Here is a 19,882-nt window from a genome sequence, read left to right on the forward strand (position 1 = left end):
GGGGCAGTCAACTGCCCCTTTTATTTAGCTATTCACGATAAAGATCTAACAAGCCAGCTCCTTATGCCAGCGTAATAAGTCATTACGAATCTGTACCGGTAAAACGGCTGAATGGCATCCTTCAATTGCACCAGCCAAAGCAAGTAATAAACTAACATTAGATTTTCTTTTATATTGATGCAGTTTTAAATAACTGGCTTTCGCACCTAACAGCCGTAAATCTTCAACTTTACATATTCCTACCTTCCATAACTGGCGTTCAAGAGACATTCCAAGATTAGGCAAATCTTTCAAACGTGTTGGCATCTTCTTTTTACCCGTCATTTCAATTAATGAATAGTGATAAGCCAAATACGCATATTGAGATAGTAACTCTTGATCTTGCCAAAGTGATTCAACAACCTGGTAATAACGCAAAGTTACCGGCACTCCCTTTTTCGAGTAAATATAGTTTTTCATCCCTCTGGCTTTAAATAATACTTCTGCATGGCCATTTCCCCGTAAATATAGTTCCCCATCAGCAATAATCGCAAACATAATCCCGTTAGCCAGCAGGCTGTAACCGCCGAACTGTGGCTTCCTTGTCAATCTTCCAAATGAAGAAAAACCACTTTTGAGTTGAGTAAAACGCACCTCAGACAACAACATACAGATCACTCCATGAGTTTTGTACAAATAAATCTTTTATCCATAGATTTACCCCAGCTATTAGAAAAATAAATAACAGGAACAAACAATTGAAAACATACGCAATTCAATTTTCCCTGCCAATGGTTAAATGAGTTTCAAGCCATTTATCGTAAATATTTGCGAAGCTCTTTGAAAAAATAGACTTGATCTTAGCCTGACATGAAGATACTGTATATTAATACAGTTACTTGTGGCGGGGTTCATTATGGGCATTCAATCATCCTGGGTTTACCTTCCTAAACATCAGTTAACAGAAAAGCGACTATCACTCTCTTCACCTGCGCAAGATAATTCAGCCGGACGTGGTATCGTGAGTGAATTGATTTATAGTGATAACCAAGCTGTCATTAATCATATATTGCTACCTTTGTTACGCCAGTCAGGAAATGAAGCCCGCTGGTTGCTATGGGTTAGCCCTCATAAAAAACTGAGCCGCCAATGGCTAATTCGCTCCGGATTACCTTTAGATAAGATTGTGCAATTAAATCGTATCAAGTCCATTACAACGGTAGACGCAATGGAAAGAGCGTTAGCAAGTGGTAATTACAGCGTGGTTCTTGGCTGGTTGCCAACGTTATTAGCAAGAGATACGGTAAGATTACAGTCTGCGGCACAAAAAGGTCATGCATTGGCCTTTATTATACGCCCACAAGATGTAAATAAAGGAGCCAATGGCACTGAATCGCAATCAAATTTACTAAAAATTCATTCCATTTACTATCATTGACCAAAATTAGGAATTATCTCGATATTCATGACACAAAATAACCAATTTAGGCTCAAAATCACTAATCACATCTAAAATCAATTAATTAAGATGGGATTAGTTGTAAAGAATAGTAAATTTTTTTTAAAAATCATACATTATCTTTTAAATTTTTTGCGCTATTAATCAAGGGCCACTTGTAACTTTTTAACTTCGTTGTAGACTTTACACCATTAAAGATTACTGCCCTTGGTTCCTTATGTATTGTTTGGTCCATTTGATTTGATGAAAGTGCAGTATTCTTAACTGAGTTTTTTAATCAATATGGCTAATAGCCTATCTCAGTAGATATAATTTAGTGCAGGCCATTCTTATGGATAAATAGTGAACACAGATAGCGTACAAAATTCAAAACGTACATGCAGTAACAGTACATGAAGAATTTGAACCCTGCTCAGTGAGCGCTATTATTACTAAAGCATGGCAAATGAAATAACCTAATGGGATAGGCAGTAAGTAAAAAGGCTCCCGAAGCCAATTGCCTATTGGGTGATGATAATAACGAGGCGTTAAAATGAAAAAGACAGCTATCGCGGTAGCAGTAGCAGTGGCCGCTTTCACAACCGCAGCACAAGCAGCTCCAAAAGACAACACATGGTATACCGGTGGTAAATTGGGTTGGTCCCAATACCATGACGTAAACTTCTACGGCAACGGTTATACCAATGAAATCGGTAATGGTCCTACTCACAAAAACCAACTGGGTGCTGGTGCTTTCTTAGGCTACCAAGCCAACCCATATCTTGGTTTTGAAATAGGTTATGACTGGTTAGGCCGTATGCCTTATAAAGGTAATGTAAACACCGGCGCCTTCAAAGCTCATGGTTTCCAACTGGCGACTAAATTGAGTTATCCAATCATGGATGATCTGGACATCTATACTCGTCTGGGTGGTATGGTTTGGCGTGCAGATTCCAAAGCGAATTACGGCGCCACCAACACCCATCTGAAAAATCATGATACAGGCGTTTCCCCACTGGCCGCGATTGGCGTTGAGTATGCTCTGACTAAAGATTGGGCTACCCGTCTGGATTACCAATGGGTTAACAATATCGGTGACGCAGGCACAGTAGGCGCACGTCCTGATAACGGCCTGTTGAGCGTAGGTGTTTCTTATCGCTTCGGTCAAGATGAAGCAGCCGCTCCGGTTGTTGCCCCAGCTCCAGTTGTCGCTCCAGCGCCAGTCGTTGAGAACAAACGTTTTACTCTGCGTTCTGACGTTCTGTTCGCATTCGCCAGCGCTGAGCTGAAAGCAGAAGGCCAGCATACTCTGGATCAACTGTATACTGAATTGGCAAACATTGACCCAACTCAGGGTAAAGTGCTGGTTCTGGGCTACACTGACCGTATCGGTAAAAATGAATACAACCAGCCATTGTCTCAAAAACGCGCTCAAAGCGTAGTTGACTATCTGATCTCTAGAGGCATCCCTGCCGGTAGCATCAGCGCAGAAGGCCGTGGTAAAACAAATCCAGTAACTGGTTCTACTTGCGACAAAATCAAAAAGCCGAGCCTAATCAACTGCCTGGCTCCAGATCGTCGTGTAGAGATCGAAATCCAAGGTATTAAAGAAGTTGTTACTCAAGCGCAAAAAGCTGTTCATTAATCGTCTTTATTGATTACATTAGTCATTAAAAGCGCAGAAAACCCCATTTTCAGCTGGGGTTTTCTTTTAGCTGTTTATTAAAATCTTATCTCAACTTGCCAAGAATCTCATTGTAATACCAACCCACAACAGCTGAAGTTACTCGTTCTTACCCAGAATAGCTTCCAAGTCATGCTTCAAACTGGACATTTGATTGGCATATTTTTCTTTACGTTCAGCATCTTCAATTAACTGTACGATAGTTTCGGACAGCGTGTTACCCCGTCTCTGAGAAAGTGCAGATAAGCGATACCATACGGGAAAATCTAAATCGATAGATTTCTTGCGCGTATGCTGATGCTCCGCATTAAAATGCCGTTTACGCCGGGCACGGATAGTTTGTTTCATTCGGTTGAACAAATCAGGATTCATATGCTGCTCAATCCATTCAAGTACCCTTACCGGCTCACTTTCCAGTTTGATGAGTTTATCAACCGCAGCATGAGCCGCACTGTTTTCTATATATTTAGTAATTGGCTCACCTTCCTGATGTTTTCTAACCAGATAAGCCCATTTCCAGCCACATTCCAGATTTTCCAGTTGTTGATATTTCATCTTGCTTTCCCGGTGACAGCGTAACTTAAAAATAAGCATAGCAACTATTTAAGTAAATTGCTTATAGCCAAACTGATGAATGCCTATTTTTCACTCGAAATAATGCCTTACATAAAGCGTCTGAAATAGCAAACATTCAAGCATGTTGGTTTATATCTTAATCTTGTATAATCGACGCTTTCCTACTTTACAACATATAGCGATCACTTTGACCAATAACAAACTAGACTGGCAGGCATTACTGCCGAATTGCGCGCCCTATGAAGCGCTTTTTCATTCTGCTTCCCAACCGACGCCCGCCAGTATGGAAGCCGTTCAATTACGGCTGCATAGTGGCTTGCAGCTTTTCTGCCGGATGGATTACCGCCAGCCTTTTATGCTGTTGAAAGCCGAAGAATGTGATACTTATTTGTCAGCATTGGCTGAATCTATCCATCCATTACTCCCTAAAGATATTCCCCAAATTGGTGGCAATTATCAGATAGAACAACAAAAAATCAGCTGGCAATCCTCAACAGAAGGCCATTTCACACCTGAGTTGCGAGTAGCTTATCGTGAATGGATAGAAGCAGAGCAATTATTTGGCTGCGTCCATTCTCACCACGGAGAAATTCACCTGCAACCCGGTCTGGTCCATCAGGTAAACGGCGGTGTACTTATCCTACCATTACGTACCCTGTTATCTCAGCCATTAATGTGGCTTCGCCTGAAACAGATGATTGTTCAGCAACGTTTTGAATGGTTATCTCAGGATAATAATAAACCTTTGCCATTACCAATCCCCTCCATGCCATTAAATCTGCGTCTGATTCTGGTTGGGGATCGTCTGAGCCTTGAAGAGTTTCAGGTTACAGAGCCTGAATTAGTGAAAAATGCGCTATATGGCGAATTCGAGCTGGATATGCCACTGCATAATGAGCAAGACTTAAGTCTGTGGTGCAGTTATATCAATGGGCTTATTCAACAGTGGCAATTGCCGCCATTGAGCGATAATGCCTGGCCTGATTTTATCCAACAAGCAATCCGCTATGCAGAAGATCAACACAGCTTGCCTTTGGATATTCTCTGGCTGCAACGGCAACTGACCGCTGCGTCACTCTATCAGCAAGAAAATCAGATTACAGCGCTATCAATTAAACAAGCAGAAGAAAATCGTCGCTGGCGCCACAACTATCTGCCCAAACGTGGCTTAGACGATATTCATCAAGGTCAGATTCTTATCCGCACCCAAGGCATGGTCATCGGTCAGATTAACGGATTATCTGTACTGGAATATCCCGGCCATCCAGATCCCGTCGGCGAGCCATCCCGTATTACTTGTGTGGCTCATATGGGAGATGGGGAATTTATTGATGTTGAACGTAAAGTCGAGTTAGGCGGTAATATCCATGCGAAAGGTATGATGATTATGCAAGCCTTTCTGATTTCCGAGCTAAAGCTGGATCAACCACAACCTTTCTCTGCCTCTATTGTATTTGAACAATCCTATGGTGAAGTTGATGGCGATAGCGCTTCACTTGCTGAATTATGTGCACTGGTAAGTGCGCTTTCCCAGCAACCCATCGATCAACAACTGGCAGTCACAGGTGCGGTGGATCAATTTGGTTATGTTCAACCCATTGGTGGTATTAACGAAAAAATAGAAGGTTTTTTTGAAATATGCCACCGCAGAGGACTCACCGGCCAGCAAGGCGTTATCCTGCCAACAGCGAATATCCGCCATTTATGTCTTAATCAAGCTGTTGTAGACGCGGTAAAAGAACAAAAATTTCATTTATGGTCAGTAGAGCATGTTTCTGAAGCACTACCTTTATTAACAGGCGTCCCTTATTATGATCAACAAGAAGAACACTTGTTAGCTATGATACAGGAACGTATAACCCAGGCAAATAATCAGGAACAACCTAAATTTCCGTGGTTTCTTCGCTGGTTAGGTTAATTCAGAATGTCTGATCGGAGTTGTTCAGCGTACAAGTGTACACTATTATTTACCCTACATTAAATATAAGGCTATTTTAGAATATGGTTGATAAACGCAAATCCTACACAAAAGAAGATCTTATGGCATCTGGACGAGGTGAATTGTTCGGAGAAGATGGGCCACCATTACCATCAGGCAATATGCTGATGATGGACCGCATCATTGAGATGACAGAAAACGGTGGCACCTACGGTAAAGGCTATGTAGAAGCTGAACTGGATATTAATCCTGATTTGTGGTTTTTCGGCTGCCATTTTACTAACGATCCGGTAATGCCGGGCTGCCTTGGCCTTGATGCGATGTGGCAATTAGTGGGATTCTTCCTTGGCTGGGTAGGTGGCGAAGGCAAAGGCCGCGCGCTTGGTGTTGGCGAAGTTAAATTTACTGGTCAGGTATTGCCAACAGCTAAAAAAATCACTTACCGCATTAATTTTAAACGTGTTATTAACCGTAAATTGATTATGGGTCTGGCTGATGGTGAAGTACTGGTAGATGGCAAAATTATCTATACTGCAACAGATCTGAAAGTGGGGCTGTTTAAAGATACCAGCACTTTCTGACAAATTAATCAGTGAAATATCAAGAAGAAAGGTGACTGGCTAATTGCTTTTCACCTTTTTAGAACGTAAAAATCAAGTTAATCTCTGAATTTTGACCTGCCTGCACATATTTCGACGTAAAACCAGATCTGATCAATCTGCATCATAGGCACTTATTCTCTTTGGCTGATTAGTATGCAATTGGCAAATTGTGCTATGCTCAAATTGACTTGGTATATCAAATAAGCTCACAAGAGCATACTGATAACAAGCAAAAATATTAATAAAATTTATGATTGATAATTATTATTAACAAACACAACCAAGGGTGATTTATATGAACATCAGAAAGATAGTGCTCATAATCGTAGCGTTGACTCTTACACCAACTGCTATAGCAACAAAACTAGATAGGATTGACGGTACCGTCGAAATGCTAAAAGCACCTAACACTAATGGAGATTGCTATGGAAAAATATCGACTCCTACTCACACTCAAGGATTTAGGTGGGTATGTACTATTAATGGTGGGTCGACGTTATTATCATTGCTTCAAACAGCCTATACAAGTCATGAAAGTGTAACCATATCAATCGCTGGGATTGAGGAATATAGCCGTCTCTTTTGGGTTGAATTACATCATAAATGTTTATCAAACCCAGCTTACTGCAATTATTGAATTACTTCATCCTTCGCATTAGTAAGTAGATTATTTAATGGCCGTAACATCAGCCATGTTGAACAGGTTAAATAGGATATGTCACCTGGCGGCCATTGATTCACATTTTATCGAATTCACAAATAAAATCTCAAAGGAGCACAACAACATGAAAAAATTGGAATCCTGACATTACTAGTATTTACCGATTTATTACACACCTTGCATCAAGACCTTTATCGTACAATGTCTTAAAATAGATATTATCAATGCCAGGATAAACTTATTTTATGCAATATGACCATTTTTACTTTAATCACCACAAAAGGGAATCTAAGCAGAAAGAATATCAACAAGACTTAATCTGACAGATATCTGTATTAATCAGTCACTGTCAGATCAAATTTAGGTTAATATACATTTATAAAAAGTAGAGACTTTGCTCACTATTACTTAATCTGTGGCCTTAGCTTGCCAGACTAAGCCATTGTCACCCTGTCTTCCATAGCCTGACGCCACCCTCCTAACCAATGCGAACGGGCATCTAATGAATAATAGGGGCAGTGCTCCCTTGGACGACCTAAAATGCCTGCATGATACCCTTTCGATAATGCACGTGCTAAACGATCTCGTTTCTGTCTCTTCATGCCTTATTTACCTCATAAGCTATATCAGTAGAAAGAAAGCAGTGGTCGACATTTATCCAACCACAATTTAGAAATACCCCTATAAGTTTTGAAAATCAAGTCAAGAAGTTCATATTAATGTAATATTTGTTATATCCGTGCAAAAGAATCGATAACAGGCTAATAATAAAGAGAATTTTTTATCTTGCTGATAATAATTATTTACCTTCTCCGGGCGTAAAAGGCTTTAACACCCGGAGAATGGCAGAGATTAAGGTTGGGAGATGAGTTGATTGGCAATAGCCTGCGCTAATTGGCTCCATCCTTTTGCTAATGTGCGAACTAAATCATCGTAACCATCTTCTTCCTGTTTTAGCTCCAGATTAAAAGGCTGTTTAACAACGCTCCCCTGACGGATTAATGTCCAGTAACCTTGCAGAATCACCTTACCATCATAACGACCATGAAAACGGGTCACTGTCACATTCAAAGTATCCGGCTTATTAACCAATGGTTGGGCAGAAACCAAACGTTGAGGCAACGCCACGGTTAATTCAGCTACCAGCACTTGTTGTAATTGCTGTTCCAGTGGACTGGCCCATAAATGATTTACTGCACTAATATAACTGACATCACTGCTTTGATATACTACACCGGAGGATGACAGATAATCGGATAACATAACCCGTTGTACCCATAACTGAAGATCATGCTGCACAGCAGCGCTCTTTTGTGGTGCTACTTCTACTACCGGTAATTGGTAATACGTTTTTTCCGGCTGACTGCTACAAGCAGAAATAAGAATCACTAAGATTAATACCAATATTCTCATCATTTTTTAGCCTTCTTCGGTTCTGGATCTTCAATTGGTTTAGCCTCAAAAACTAACGCATTACTCTTATTATTCAGTGTTTTCAGCACGGGACGCAGCTCACTCAATACTTGATCCATTCTCTGCATATTATCCAGCATCTTGTTATAAGCCGGTGAGCCAGGCTGGAAGCCTTGCATACTGCGGTTAAACTCCTGCAATGTTTTCTGTATATCTTTCGGCAGCTCTTTCGTTTCAGGATTTGCCAACACCTTATTCAATTCATCAAGGGTCTGCTGTGCTTTTCTGATCGCTTTTTGACTCTCTTCCAGAGTACGGATAGCCTGATTAAACATTGGCTCAACTGGCATATTATTAATTTTGTCCAGCGCTGAAATAACTTTATGCTGAATTTGAGCAAGGCCGCCACTGATTGTCGGCAATAACGGGTAACCTGCGATTTCATACGGACCGCTCCACTCTTTTTCATTCGGGTAGAAATCCAAATCAATAAACAGAGCGCCAGTCAGCAAGTTGCCTGATTTGAGAGAAGCCCGCAGGCCACGTTTAGTGATGCTATTCAGCTCTTTCTCAACATCAAACCCTTCCCCCAACTCTTTCTCAAAACGCCCTGGTTCAATAGAGATAAGTACCGGAATACGGAAATCGTTATCCATACGCTGTATCATCCCTTCCGAATAGAACGGTACCTTTGCCACCGTCCCCAGACGGATCCCACGAAACTCCACTGGCGCCCCCGGCTGCAACCCACGAACAGAATCAGAGAAGAGCAACAGATAATCTTTATGTTCGGTATATAAAGAATCCTGAATACTTTTTTTATTATCGAAGAGTTTGTAAGTGGTCTTTTCTTTAACCGGCCCCCCCAGTTCCCAACCTTTAGGTACATCAAAGCTGACACCACCACCAAACAGAGTTGATAGCGAAGCCATGTCAACACGCACCCCTTGAGAAGACAGATCAACCGTGATACCACTTTCTTTCCAAAAACGGACATTAGTTGTCAGCAATCCGTCATAAGGTGCATTAATAAACAACTGGTATCGCATCAGGTGGGATTTTGGTTCAAACTCGCTGATTTCAACAGAGCCAACCCGATAGCCCCGAAACAGCACCGGATCTCCCGGATTGAGCTGACCCGCTTTATCACTGTTCAGTATTACACGGATACCTTTTGCGTCAGGTGAAGCCAATGGCGGTGAATCCAACAAATTAAATTCATCTTCTTCATCACCCAGTGTTCCCGGTTGAAGTTCAATAAAAGCCCCGGACAGAAGAGTACCAAGACCAGATATGCCATCACGGCCAATCTGCGGTTTCACCACCCAAAAGGCGCTATCACGGTGTAATAGGGTTTCCATACCATCATTCAACCGAGCCTTGATAATAACCTGGCTAAGATTATCACTCAGCATGACCTTCTCAACCACGCCAACATCCACACTGCGGCTCTTAATTTTAGTTTTACCCGCTTCAATGCCTTCTGCGTTGGAAGTAATTAAGGTCACTTCCGGCCCTTGATGGCTGAAATGGTAAAATAATATCCAGGCGCCAATAAGCACCGTCACAATCGGCACAATCCAGACTGGCGACCAACTTTTAATTTTATCGATTCTGGCCTGACTCTGGTCTTCAACTTTATCCGTCACTTTGACACTCCTTCATTGCCCTATAACGAATGTTTAACGTTGGTTCTATCCCAAATTAAACGAGGATCAAATGTAATTGCCGCAAACATAGTCAAGATCACAACTAAAGCAAAAATCACCGCCCCCATAGCAGGGTAAACACTCATCAATTTCCCCATACGCACCAGTGATGACAATATTGCAATAACAAATACATCAATCATTGACCAGCGGCCAACAAATTCCACAATTTCATAAATAAAATGCATCTGTGCGGAATCCCGTTTACCGTGACCTTTGGCATCCCAACATAACCAGCCAATCGCCAGCATTTTCAATGATGGCACCATAATACTGGCGATAAAAATGATTAAAGCTACCGGATATGAACCGACACTCCACAGTAATATCACCCCAGCAATAATCGTGGAATCACTCTGACTACCGAGCGATTCTGTCACCATCATTGGCATAACATTAGCGGGAATATAAAGCATTAAAGCCGTAACCAGCAGCGCCATTGTCCATTGCAGACTGTTACGGCGACGGGCATGTCCACGGGTATGACAGCGTGAACACTCCAGCTGGTCCGACGGTAAAATAGCCGTACAACACTGACATAACCGGACGCCCTGCGCCAAACCCGATTTTCCAGCCTGTAACGGTATATCTACTTTAGGTGCGGGCACAATCTGGTTCCATAACCAGTGGCGATCCAGGCACTGAAATGCCCTCACCTGAAGAAGACAAAACAGGCAATATGGCAGAAAACTTACACCTAACCCAATATCACCATAAGCCATTAATTTGACGAAACTGACTAATACCCCTGCCAGAAAGATTTCAACCATACACCAGTTTTTCATCTGAAATAGCACTCGGGCCAGCCAAACTCTTATCTTCTGAGAAATAACAACACCCTGACACAACAGGATAACCGCTGCCATACAAAATGCAGGCACCAGTTGAACACAAAGCAGAAAAAATGTTCCTATACTGGCGTAATCTTCGTTAAACAGTACCTGTGGGATTTGAGATAAGGTAATTTCGCTGCCAATTCCTGCCACATTCATGCGAACAAACGGAAATAAACAAGCAATCAACAGCATAAATAATGCACTGATTGCATAACCCGTTGGTTGATGTTTAGGTTCCTTCCACCATGTGACTAACGTTGTTTTACAACGAGGACAAACCGCTTTCGTTCCCTGAACCCATTCTGGTAATGCCGCCAGCAAATCACATTGAGGGCACAGTACCATGTCATGATGATGGCTATTGGAACACAAAGTCTTTCTCCTGTAAGGAAATCGGGAATATCCGCAGAATCATACTCAGAATGATCCTACGAAATAATTCCGCTAAGTATGATGATGATTAGCCGTTTTTCAATGTTTCCAATTCCTGCCAGCGATCAAAAGCAGCTTCTAATGCTTGCTCTCTTTCAGACAATTTTGTCAATATTTTTTCGGTCACTGCATGAGGTTGATTAAAAAACCCAATATCACTCACTTGAGATTGTAATTGGTCAATCTCTTCTTCCAGTTTCTCCAACAATGAAGGTAATTGATCTAATTCACGCAACAAATGGTAACTCATTTTTCTGCCAGTACGTTTTGGCGACTCTCTAACCTTTTCTGCTTTAACTTCAGCCTGAAGTTTTTTCTCACTCTGCTGACGCAGTGATACAGTCTGCGCACGCTGTTGTTGAGCATCGTAATAACCCCCAACATAGTTTTTGATCACGCCATTACCTTCAAAAATCCAACATTCAGTCACTGAGTTATCAACAAACTGACGATCATGGCTGACCAGCAAGACTGTACCTTTATAACTGTCCACCAGCTCTTCCAGCAGCTCCAGTGTTTCCACATCCAAATCGTTGGTTGGTTCATCAAGCACCAGCAGATTACTGGGTCTCAGGAACAGACGCGCCAGTAACAAGCGGTTCCTCTCACCACCGGAAAGCGCTTTAACCGGCGTCATCGCCCGTTTAGGGTGAAATAGAAAATCCTGCAAATAACCCAGAATATGACGAGAACGGCCGTTAACCATCACTTCCTGCTTACCTTCAGCCAAGTTGTCCATCACCGTTTTTTCAGGATCAAGCACTGCACGATGTTGATCAAAATAAGCAATCTCCAGCTTAGTACCACAATGAACGCGGCCGCTATCGGGTTGCAGATCGCCCTGCATCAATTTCAGTAAAGTTGTTTTACCGCAGCCATTTGGCCCCACCAGTGCAATTTTATCCCCACGCTGAATCTGAGCACTGAAATTACTGACCAGTTTACTGTCACCAATCTGATAATTAACATTTTCCAGTTCAAATACAATCTTACCGGAACGACTTGCTTCTTCCACCTGTACTTTAGCTGTTCCCATCACCTCACGACGTTGGGAACGCTCAACACGTAATGCTTTCAACGCCCTGACGCGCCCTTCATTGCGGGTCCGGCGCGCTTTAATCCCCTGGCGAATCCATACTTCTTCCTGCGCCAATCTGCGATCAAATTCGGCGTTCTGCATTTCTTCCACACGCAACGCTTCTTCTTTGCTTTCAAGAAACTTGTCGTAATTGCCCGGCCATGAAACCAATTTACCGCGATCCAAATCAACAATACGGGTTGCCATATTGCGAATAAACGAACGGTCATGGGAGATAAAAACAATACTGCCTTGAAAATCTTTCAGGAAATTTTCCAGCCATTCAATGGTATCAATATCCAAGTGGTTGGTTGGCTCATCAAGAAACAAGACTTTTGGTGAACTGACCAGCGCTCTTCCCAATGCCGCCTTACGCAACCAGCCGCCAGAAAGAGCGGAGAGTTTCTCTTCAGCAGGTAAAGAGAGCTGTTTCAATACGTCATTAATACGACTGTCCAGTGACCATAATCCACGGATATCCAGCACTTCCTGCAATTCCGCCAAACGGTTGAGGTTCTTCTCGCTTGGATCATGCTCCACCAAACGGGAAACCTGATGGAAAGATTTAATGTATTCCGCCTGTTCCTGAACACCTTCAGCAACAAAATCAAAAATAGTCCCTCCCACATCACGGGGAGGGTCCTGTTGTAACCGGGAAACAATCAGATCTTGTTCATAAATAACCTGGCCGTCATCCAGAGGCTGTTCTTTCGCTAATACTCGCAACAAAGTAGATTTCCCGGCGCCGTTACGACCAACCAGACAAACCCTTTCATTTTCTTCTATATGCAATTCTGCATTATCAAGTAACGGCGCATCACTGAACGACAACCATGCACCGGATAAATTGATTAATGACATAGTAATTATTTTTCCTCACCAGCATGACGTAATAGCCAGCAGTTATGAATCTGACGGTTACGGGCAAAATCCTGCGACTGGGTTTTGCTGGTGATCTCTTCCACCACCAAGCCAATTTTTTCCAGCTCAGAAAAATCCATTTTAAAACCGCGTTTATTGTTGGAGAACATCAGAGTTCCACCACGACGCAACAGGCGCTTAAGCTGTTTCATCAACATGATATGGTCGCGTTGTACATCAAACGTATCTTCCATCCGTTTAGAATTGGAGAAAGTTGGCGGATCGATAAAAATCAAATCAAATTGTTCATGGGTCTGTGCCAACCAAGCAAGACAATCAGCCTGAATCAACCGGTGTTGACGTCCGGTCAACCCATTGGCCTGTAAGTTCCGTTCAGCCCACTCAAGATAAGTACGAGACATATCTACTGTCGTCGTCGAACGCGCACCTCCCAGTCCTGTATGTACCGTTGCTGATCCGGTATAAGCGAACAGATTCAAAAAATCTTTTCCTTCACTCATTTCACCCAGTATTTTCCGGGCAATACGATGATCAAGAAACAGGCCCGTGTCCAAATAATCAGCCAAGTTGACCCAAAATTTTGCACCATACTCATTTACCAGAAAGAATTCTTGTTTCTCTGCTATTTTCTCATACTGACTTTTGCCTTTCTGGCGCTGACGGGTTTTAAGCACTAACTGATTTGATGCAAGCCCAAGAACCTGCATTGTTGCACTGATAACATCGAATAAACGCTGACGTGCTTTATTGGCATCGACACTTTTCGGCGGAGCATACTCTTGGATCACCACTTTATCTGCGTAACGGTCAACAGCAACGTTATATTCCGGTAAATCGGCATCATACAGACGATAGCAATCAATGCCCTGCTGTTTCGCCCATTTAGTGAATTTCTTTTCATTTTTGCGAAGACGGTTGGCATAATCTTCCGCCATATCCACCATCTCTGATGAGTGAGGTTTATCTGACAGTTGATAGTTCTTCTGTACGCAATCCAGTGGGCCATTTTTGGCTTTAAATTCACGTTCAGCCCGTAATTGCAAGCAACTTAACAATTCAGGCGACGCACTGAATAGAGAGAGGCGCCAACCAGGGAAGCGGCTTTTTATCACCCGTCCAAATAAACTGTGCAGTGCAACCAATGCCGGCTCACTTTCCAGACGCTCACCATAGGGTGGATTACTTAACACTGTTCCCGCCGATCCTTCCGGTAACGGGTTTTCCAAACGGCTTGCATCACCTTGCTGGAAAGTTATCAACTGTGCAACGCCTGCTCTGCGGGCATTGGATCGCGCCATATCCAGTACTCTGCGATCGATATCAGAGCCCACAAAACGGGAAGTTGTCTCCTGCAAACCTTTACGAAAACGCACCTGCGCTTCTGCGATTACCTCGCGCCAAATTTCTTCGTCATGTTTCAACCAGGCAGTAAAGCCCCAATAGTGACGATGCAGCCCCGGCGCACGATCAGTCGCCATCATCGCGGCTTCAATCAATAATGTGCCTGAACCACACATAGGATCAACCATCGGAGTACCAACCTGCCAACCTGAGCGCAGGATAATCGCCGCCGCCAGATTTTCTTTCAGCGGAGCCTGACCAGCAAGATCGCGGTAACCGCGGATATGCAGACCTTCGCCACTCAAATCCAACGCAACACTGGCTTTTTCTTTATTCAGGAAAACATTAATACGAATATCCGGCTGCTGCTTTGCCACATTTGGACGCTGATCCAACTTACGGATAAAGCTATCAACAATGGCGTCTTTAACTCTGAGCGCGCCATATTGGGTATTCCGTATCTCTTCATTTGTACCACTGAAATGCACAGAGAAAGTGCTGTCTACAGAGAAAACCTGGCTCCAATCAATAGACTGAACCCCAAGATAAAGATCTAAATCGCTGTAAATATTAAATTCGTTTAGCGGTAATAAAATGCGTGACGCCAGCCTGCTCCACATCAGACTTTTATACATCACGCTGTCATCACCTTGAAAATGAACCCCTCCCTGCACAATTTTGCATGATTGCGCACCCAGCATTTCCAGTTCGTTCTTTAAAAGTTCTTCTAATCCGCGCGCCGTGCTGGCAAACAGAGAGTTCATATTGCATATCACCAAAAAGAAAATTGTTACGCATTATAGCTAATCCGGGTGACATGTCATAAAGTTGCGCGTGTAAAAATGTTTCATAGAGATTAATGGATGATCACACTGTCTCGCCTGTACACCCACCCGGTAAAATCTATGCGTGGTTTGCAACTTTCCCATGCATTAGTCAGTGAAAGCGGCCTTATATTTGACCGCAATTTTATGCTCACCACGACAGACGGGACTTTTATTACCGCACGTAAGTATCCTCAAATGCTGCTGTTCACCCCCGCTATGTTAAATAATGGTCTTTATCTGCGTGCGCCTAACGGAGAAAACGCCTCTGTACTTTACAGTGATTTCCTGCCTGAACAGCAATCCACTGAAGTATGGGGTAATCATTTCACCGCTCTAATTGCGCCAGAAACAGTTAATCAGTGGTTAAGCGATTTTTTCGACATTCCGGTACAATTGCGCTGGTTAAGCCATGAATTAACCCGAAGAGTAAAAAAACATCCTGACATTCCATTATCATTTGCGGATGGTTATCCATTTTTACTTATTAATGAAGCTTCATTTCATTCATTGCAACAATGTTGCCCAGCCAGTATTAGATTAGAACAATTTCGCCCAAATATCGTTATTACGGGTGCAGAAGCATTTGCCGAAGACAGCTGGCAATCAATCCAAATTGGGGATGTTATTTTTGATTTACCCAAACCATGCAGCCGCTGTATTCTGACAACCATCAGCATTGATAAAGGAGTTAAAAATCCAAACGGAGAACCATTAGCGACATTACAATCATTTCGTACAGCAGAAAATGGTGATGTCGATTTTGGTCAGAATTTAATTGCCCGCTCCAGCGGTATTATTCGGATTGGGGACAACGTCACCATATTAGCTAAAAAAGATCCCCGTAAATATGGCAGCGGAGAAAAAGCAGAAGACATTGATGCGCCAAAAACAGATGAACAATCCGTCACTATTGAATATAACGGACAAACTTTTACAGGCAACAATCAACAAATCATTTTAGAGCAACTGGAACAACAAGGAATAAGAGTACCCTATTCATGTCGGGCGGGCCTGTGTGGATGCTGTAAAATTTCTTTAGTAAAAGGAGATGTTTCCCCACTAAAAGCCACAGCAATTAAGAATGATGGCTATATCCTCGCTTGCTGTTGTATTCCAAAGAATGATCTCATTCTTGAAAGCAACGACGGAAAATAGATCTTAATCCCAAATCAGACCACCGTGTCATAAGCCGACACGCGGGCTGACTCGATAAAACGTCCTGAACTGCATACATAAATCCCTGAAAAAATCTATCATGGTGATTATTATTATAACGAATTAATTATTACCATAACGAATTTATAACTACTACCATAAAATGATTACACTCTAGCAGGAGCTAATGCAACTCAATCAAAACAGTATGAAGGAACAAGTTATGGCACGTATCGTCATTGCAGCGGTCGCAACACCTGGACATGTCTATCCGATGTTAAAGATCGCTCAATCACTGATAGCACAAGGGCATCAGGTAACAGTATTCACCGGTTCATTATTTCGCCAACAAACAGAAGCTTTAAACGCACAATTTGTCCCTTTTGATGAGCAGGTAGACTTTGATTACCGTCATTTAGAACAACATTTCCCCGACCGTGCACAGCTTCCACCAGGAAATGTACAAATGGCGCTGGCATTTAAAAATTTCTTCTCCGCCCCGATCCCACTTCTCGACCGTCAACTACGCCAGATTATCCGTGAACAACAGGCGGATCTGCTTATAGCAGAGAACTGCTTTTACGGCATATTGCCACTGCTGCAAGAAAAAAAAACCCATCGAATTCCAGTGATCACCATTGGCATAACACCTCTGGCTTACTCTTCGAAAGATTCAATTTTCTGGGGACCACGTATCCCACCCGCAGTACTACCGCCAGAATTGACACATGAACAATTAGTGGATGAAGACAACCGACAGCTGATAACCGAAGTGCAGGATAGCTTCAATGCCGCATTAGTTCAGTCCGGACACTCTACATTAACCCGATCTTTCAACGATGAAGTCATTTTCGGCTCTGATCGCTTTTTGCAACTGTCAACCCTGGCTTTTGAATACCCACGAGAAGGATTGCCTGATACCGTCCATTTTATTGGTCCACTCCCCAACCCTGCACAGACAACAGAAGCACCTCAATTATGGGAAGAAGAGGATCCACGTCCATTGCTTATCGTCACTCAGGGGACCATCTCCAATACAGATCTCAATCAGTTGATTTTCCCCACATTGCACGCACTGGCTAAATTACCTATACGTGTATTGGCAACCACCGGTGGCAGATCGGTAGAAACACTGCGTGAGAACATACCTGAAAACGCCCGCATTGAAGAATTTATCTCATTTGAGCACTGGCTGCCGAAAGCTTCACTGCTAATATCCAATGGGGGTTATGGCACAATTAGCTACGCCCTCAGCCACGGTACGCCGTTGCTTATTGCCGACGCAGGAGAAGGCAAGCAAGAAGCTGCTTTTCGTGTTGTATGGGCTGGATGCGGTATTAATCTGGATACAGCACATCCCACTGCATCTCAACTTAAGCAAACCGTGGAAAATATGCTGAGTACAGACTTGTTTAAACAACGTGCACAAATCGTCCAAAGAGATTACACAAGCCATGATGCATTAGCAGCAATATCCCGTCACGTAGAACAATTAACTCTTTAACAAAGCCGCATTAATTAAACCCTAGATACCGTTGTCTTTCCTCGCCGTTTTGGTGCTAACACAGATTAAAAGGGAGGAAGGAATCGGCATATTTCATAACTTCATGAAAAAATAAATCACCGTGATTATTGTTATAATGAATTATTATTACTACAATGAATTCATGACAGTAGTCATAAGATGATCACCCTCATTAGTCAGGAGCTAGCGTAATTAAATCAAAACAGTATGAAGGAGCAAGTTATGGCACGTATTGTCATTACAGCGGTTGCAACACCCGGTCATGTCTATCCGATGTTAAAGGTAGCTCAATCACTGATAACACAAGGACATCAGGTAACTGTATTCACTGGTGCGTTATTTCGCCAACAGGTAGAAGATTTAAACGCAAAATTTATCCCTTTTGATGATCAGATAGACTTTGATTACCGCCACTTAAAACAACGTTTTCCTGACCGAGCGCACCTTCCGCCAGGAAATCTGCAAATGGCGCTAGCGTTTAAAGATTTCTTCTGTAGTCCAATCCCATTCCTCGACCGCCAGCTACAACAAATCATCCATGAACAACAAGCAGAATTACTTATAGCTGAGAACTGCTTTTATGGAATCTTGCCACTACTGCAAAAAGAAAAAGCTCACCGCCTTCCAGTGATTATCATTGGCATAACACCTCTGGCTTACTCTTCAAAAGATTCAATTTTCTGGGGACCACGTATTCCCCCCGCATTATTACCATCAGAATTGACACATGAACAACTCGTGGATGAGGAAACCCGGCAACTAAAAATCGAAGTACAGGATAGCTTCAATGACGCATTAACTCAGTCAGGATGCGCTATGTTAACCCGATTTTTCAACGATGAAATCATTTTGGGCTCTGATCGCTTTTTGCAACTTTCAACCCTGGCATTTGAATACCCACGAGAAGGATTGCCTGATACCGTCCATTTTATTGGCCCACTCCCCAACCCCGCACCAACAGCAGCAATACCTCAATTATGGGAAGAAGATGATCCACGCCCACTGGTTATAGTCACTCAAGGCACCATGTCTAATACCGATCTAAACCAGTTAATTTTCCCCACATTACGTGCACTGGCTACATTACCGGTACGTGTATTGGCAACCACTGGAGGTAGAGCGGCAAAAATATGGCAAGAGAACATACCTGACAACGCACGTATCGAAGAATTTATCTCATTTGAACACTGGCTGCCAAAAACTTCATTACTAATATCCAACGGGGGTTACGGAACCATTAATTACGCCCTCAACCACGGTACGCCGGTACTCATTGCCGATACAGGAGAAGGCAAGCAGGAAACAGCGTTCCGCGTCGTATGGGCTGGATGTGGTATTAATCTGGATACAGCACAACCGACTGAATCTCAGCTTAAGCAAACAGTGGAAAACATGCTGCGTACAAACTTGTTTAAACAACGCGCGCAAATCGTCCAAAAAGATTACGCAAACCACAATGCACTGGTAGAGATTTCTAAGCACGTAGAACAATTAATTCTTGAGCAATAAAGCCATTAATGCTTTGTTTCTCCTTTCCAATCCTCCAACTGAGCGCATCACACGTCTACCACTCCGGCAGGCGTGTTTGTTTTGTTATAGACACGGCCACTGTTTCCTGCGGCAGTCAATGCTGCATGGATGGTTTTTTACGGTACCCTTATCTATCCTATACATACTACATTAACTACCTAACCAACCTCAGCTTCGTTTAAAAATAGCTATATCACAATCCCGTAAATTCAAGCTCGGTTTTTTAGGTTGGAATGTATAAGCAATTAGGCCAGCGACGATTTCCAATAAAAAAC

15 protein-coding genes and 1 pseudogene are annotated in these 19,882 nt (G+C 42.8%); 7 read left to right on the forward strand and 9 right to left on the reverse strand.

Annotated features, from left to right (window positions below; genetic code table 11):
* Positions 1 to 45: 45 nt before the first annotated feature.
* The gene (locus ABR397_RS03245) at positions 46 to 648 is read right to left on the reverse strand and encodes a TfoX/Sxy family DNA transformation protein (RefSeq protein WP_350304449.1); all 603 of its coding nucleotides are present in this window, start codon (positions 646 to 648) and stop codon (positions 46 to 48) included.
* Positions 649 to 895: 247 nt separating this feature from the next.
* Here ABR397_RS03245 and sulA point away from each other — a divergent pair, with 247 nt between their 5' ends.
* Together sulA and ompA are read left to right on the forward strand one after the other, a co-directional pair.
* On the forward strand, positions 896 to 1,417 hold the full coding sequence (sulA, locus tag ABR397_RS03250; protein WP_350304450.1) for an SOS-induced cell division inhibitor SulA: 522 nt from the start codon (positions 896 to 898) through the stop codon (positions 1,415 to 1,417).
* Positions 1,418 to 1,970: 553 nt separating this feature from the next.
* Complete coding sequence (ompA, locus tag ABR397_RS03255) at positions 1,971 to 3,062, forward strand: porin OmpA (RefSeq protein WP_350304451.1); 1,092 nt, start codon at positions 1,971 to 1,973, stop codon at positions 3,060 to 3,062.
* Between the two features lie 138 nt (positions 3,063 to 3,200).
* On the opposite strand, the gene matP is transcribed toward ompA, so the two are convergent.
* Complete coding sequence (gene matP, locus ABR397_RS03260; protein WP_350304452.1) at positions 3,201 to 3,656, reverse strand: macrodomain Ter protein MatP; 456 nt, start codon at positions 3,654 to 3,656, stop codon at positions 3,201 to 3,203.
* 208 nt (positions 3,657 to 3,864) lie between these two features.
* Here matP and ABR397_RS03265 point away from each other — a divergent pair, with 208 nt between their 5' ends.
* A complete protein-coding gene (locus ABR397_RS03265) occupies positions 3,865 to 5,595 on the forward strand; it encodes a Lon protease family protein (RefSeq protein WP_350304453.1) in 1,731 nt (576 codons plus the stop codon).
* An 83-nt stretch (positions 5,596 to 5,678) separates the two neighbouring features.
* Positions 5,679 to 6,197 carry a bifunctional 3-hydroxydecanoyl-ACP dehydratase/trans-2-decenoyl-ACP isomerase gene (fabA, locus tag ABR397_RS03270; protein WP_350304454.1) on the forward strand — a complete coding sequence of 173 codons (519 nt, stop codon included), beginning with the start codon at positions 5,679 to 5,681 and terminating at the stop codon, positions 6,195 to 6,197.
* Positions 6,198 to 7,313: 1,116 nt separating this feature from the next.
* On the opposite strand, the gene rmf is transcribed toward fabA, so the two are convergent.
* The 6 genes from rmf to rlmKL all read right to left on the reverse strand — a co-directional run bounded on the left by rmf (position 7,314) and on the right by rlmKL (position 15,334).
* Positions 7,314 to 7,481: a ribosome modulation factor gene (rmf, locus tag ABR397_RS03275; protein ID WP_350304455.1), complete on the reverse strand. Its 168-nt coding sequence runs from the start codon at positions 7,479 to 7,481 to the stop codon at positions 7,314 to 7,316.
* 250 nt (positions 7,482 to 7,731) lie between these two features.
* A complete protein-coding gene (gene pqiC, locus ABR397_RS03280; RefSeq protein ID WP_350304456.1) occupies positions 7,732 to 8,295 on the reverse strand; it encodes a membrane integrity-associated transporter subunit PqiC in 564 nt (187 codons plus the stop codon).
* Entirely contained in the window at positions 8,292 to 9,941 is a 1,650-nt protein-coding gene (pqiB, locus tag ABR397_RS03285; protein ID WP_350304457.1) for an intermembrane transport protein PqiB, read from the reverse strand. Before pqiB ends, pqiC begins: the two co-directional genes overlap by 4 nt.
* Before the next feature lie 20 nt (positions 9,942 to 9,961).
* Positions 9,962 to 11,209, reverse strand: a complete 1,248-nt coding sequence (pqiA, locus tag ABR397_RS03290; protein WP_350304458.1) for a membrane integrity-associated transporter subunit PqiA — start codon at positions 11,207 to 11,209, stop codon at positions 9,962 to 9,964.
* Between the two features lie 88 nt (positions 11,210 to 11,297).
* On the reverse strand, positions 11,298 to 13,208 hold the full coding sequence (locus tag ABR397_RS03295; protein WP_350304459.1) for an ABC transporter ATP-binding protein: 1,911 nt from the start codon (positions 13,206 to 13,208) through the stop codon (positions 11,298 to 11,300).
* A gap of 5 nt (positions 13,209 to 13,213) precedes the next feature.
* Positions 13,214 to 15,334, reverse strand: a complete 2,121-nt coding sequence (gene rlmKL / locus ABR397_RS03300; RefSeq protein WP_350304460.1) for a bifunctional 23S rRNA (guanine(2069)-N(7))-methyltransferase RlmK/23S rRNA (guanine(2445)-N(2))-methyltransferase RlmL — start codon at positions 15,332 to 15,334, stop codon at positions 13,214 to 13,216.
* 99 nt (positions 15,335 to 15,433) lie between these two features.
* Between rlmKL and ABR397_RS03305 the strand changes: the two genes are divergently transcribed.
* The 3 genes from ABR397_RS03305 to ABR397_RS03315 all read left to right on the forward strand — a co-directional run bounded on the left by ABR397_RS03305 (position 15,434) and on the right by ABR397_RS03315 (position 19,586).
* Positions 15,434 to 16,552, forward strand: coding sequence for a YcbX family protein (locus tag ABR397_RS03305; protein WP_350304461.1), 1,119 nt, complete (start codon positions 15,434 to 15,436; stop codon positions 16,550 to 16,552).
* Between the two features lie 223 nt (positions 16,553 to 16,775).
* On the forward strand, positions 16,776 to 18,056 hold the full coding sequence (locus ABR397_RS03310) for a glycosyltransferase (protein WP_350304465.1): 1,281 nt from the start codon (positions 16,776 to 16,778) through the stop codon (positions 18,054 to 18,056).
* Between the two features lie 243 nt (positions 18,057 to 18,299).
* Complete coding sequence (locus ABR397_RS03315) at positions 18,300 to 19,586, forward strand: glycosyltransferase (RefSeq protein ID WP_350304462.1); 1,287 nt, start codon at positions 18,300 to 18,302, stop codon at positions 19,584 to 19,586.
* A 189-nt stretch (positions 19,587 to 19,775) separates the two neighbouring features.
* On the opposite strand, the pseudogene ABR397_RS25410 reads toward ABR397_RS03315, so the two are convergent.
* Positions 19,776 to 19,882, reverse strand: a pseudogene (locus ABR397_RS25410) (IS982 family transposase); the annotation flags it as partial.

The organism is Photorhabdus viridis (assembly GCF_040256935.1).
GTDB classification, from domain to species: domain Bacteria; phylum Pseudomonadota; class Gammaproteobacteria; order Enterobacterales; family Enterobacteriaceae; genus Photorhabdus; species Photorhabdus viridis.

Coding starts and splice junctions, on each gene's coding strand:
- ABR397_RS03245 (WP_350304449.1), bottom strand. CDS start 648: ATGTTGTTGTCTGAGGTGCGTTTTACTCAACTCAAAAGTGGTTTTTCT.
- sulA (WP_350304450.1), top strand. CDS start 896: ATGGGCATTCAATCATCCTGGGTTTACCTTCCTAAACATCAGTTAACA.
- ompA (WP_350304451.1), top strand. CDS start 1,971: ATGAAAAAGACAGCTATCGCGGTAGCAGTAGCAGTGGCCGCTTTCACA.
- matP (WP_350304452.1), bottom strand. CDS start 3,656: ATGAAATATCAACAACTGGAAAATCTGGAATGTGGCTGGAAATGGGCT.
- fabA (WP_350304454.1), top strand. CDS start 5,679: ATGGTTGATAAACGCAAATCCTACACAAAAGAAGATCTTATGGCATCT.
- rmf (WP_350304455.1), bottom strand. CDS start 7,481: ATGAAGAGACAGAAACGAGATCGTTTAGCACGTGCATTATCGAAAGGG.
- pqiC (WP_350304456.1), bottom strand. CDS start 8,295: ATGATGAGAATATTGGTATTAATCTTAGTGATTCTTATTTCTGCTTGT.
- ABR397_RS03295 (WP_350304459.1), bottom strand. CDS start 13,208: ATGTCATTAATCAATTTATCCGGTGCATGGTTGTCGTTCAGTGATGCG.
- rlmKL (WP_350304460.1), bottom strand. CDS start 15,334: ATGAACTCTCTGTTTGCCAGCACGGCGCGCGGATTAGAAGAACTTTTA.
- ABR397_RS03305 (WP_350304461.1), top strand. CDS start 15,434: ATGATCACACTGTCTCGCCTGTACACCCACCCGGTAAAATCTATGCGT.
- ABR397_RS03310 (WP_350304465.1), top strand. CDS start 16,776: ATGGCACGTATCGTCATTGCAGCGGTCGCAACACCTGGACATGTCTAT.
- ABR397_RS03315 (WP_350304462.1), top strand. CDS start 18,300: ATGGCACGTATTGTCATTACAGCGGTTGCAACACCCGGTCATGTCTAT.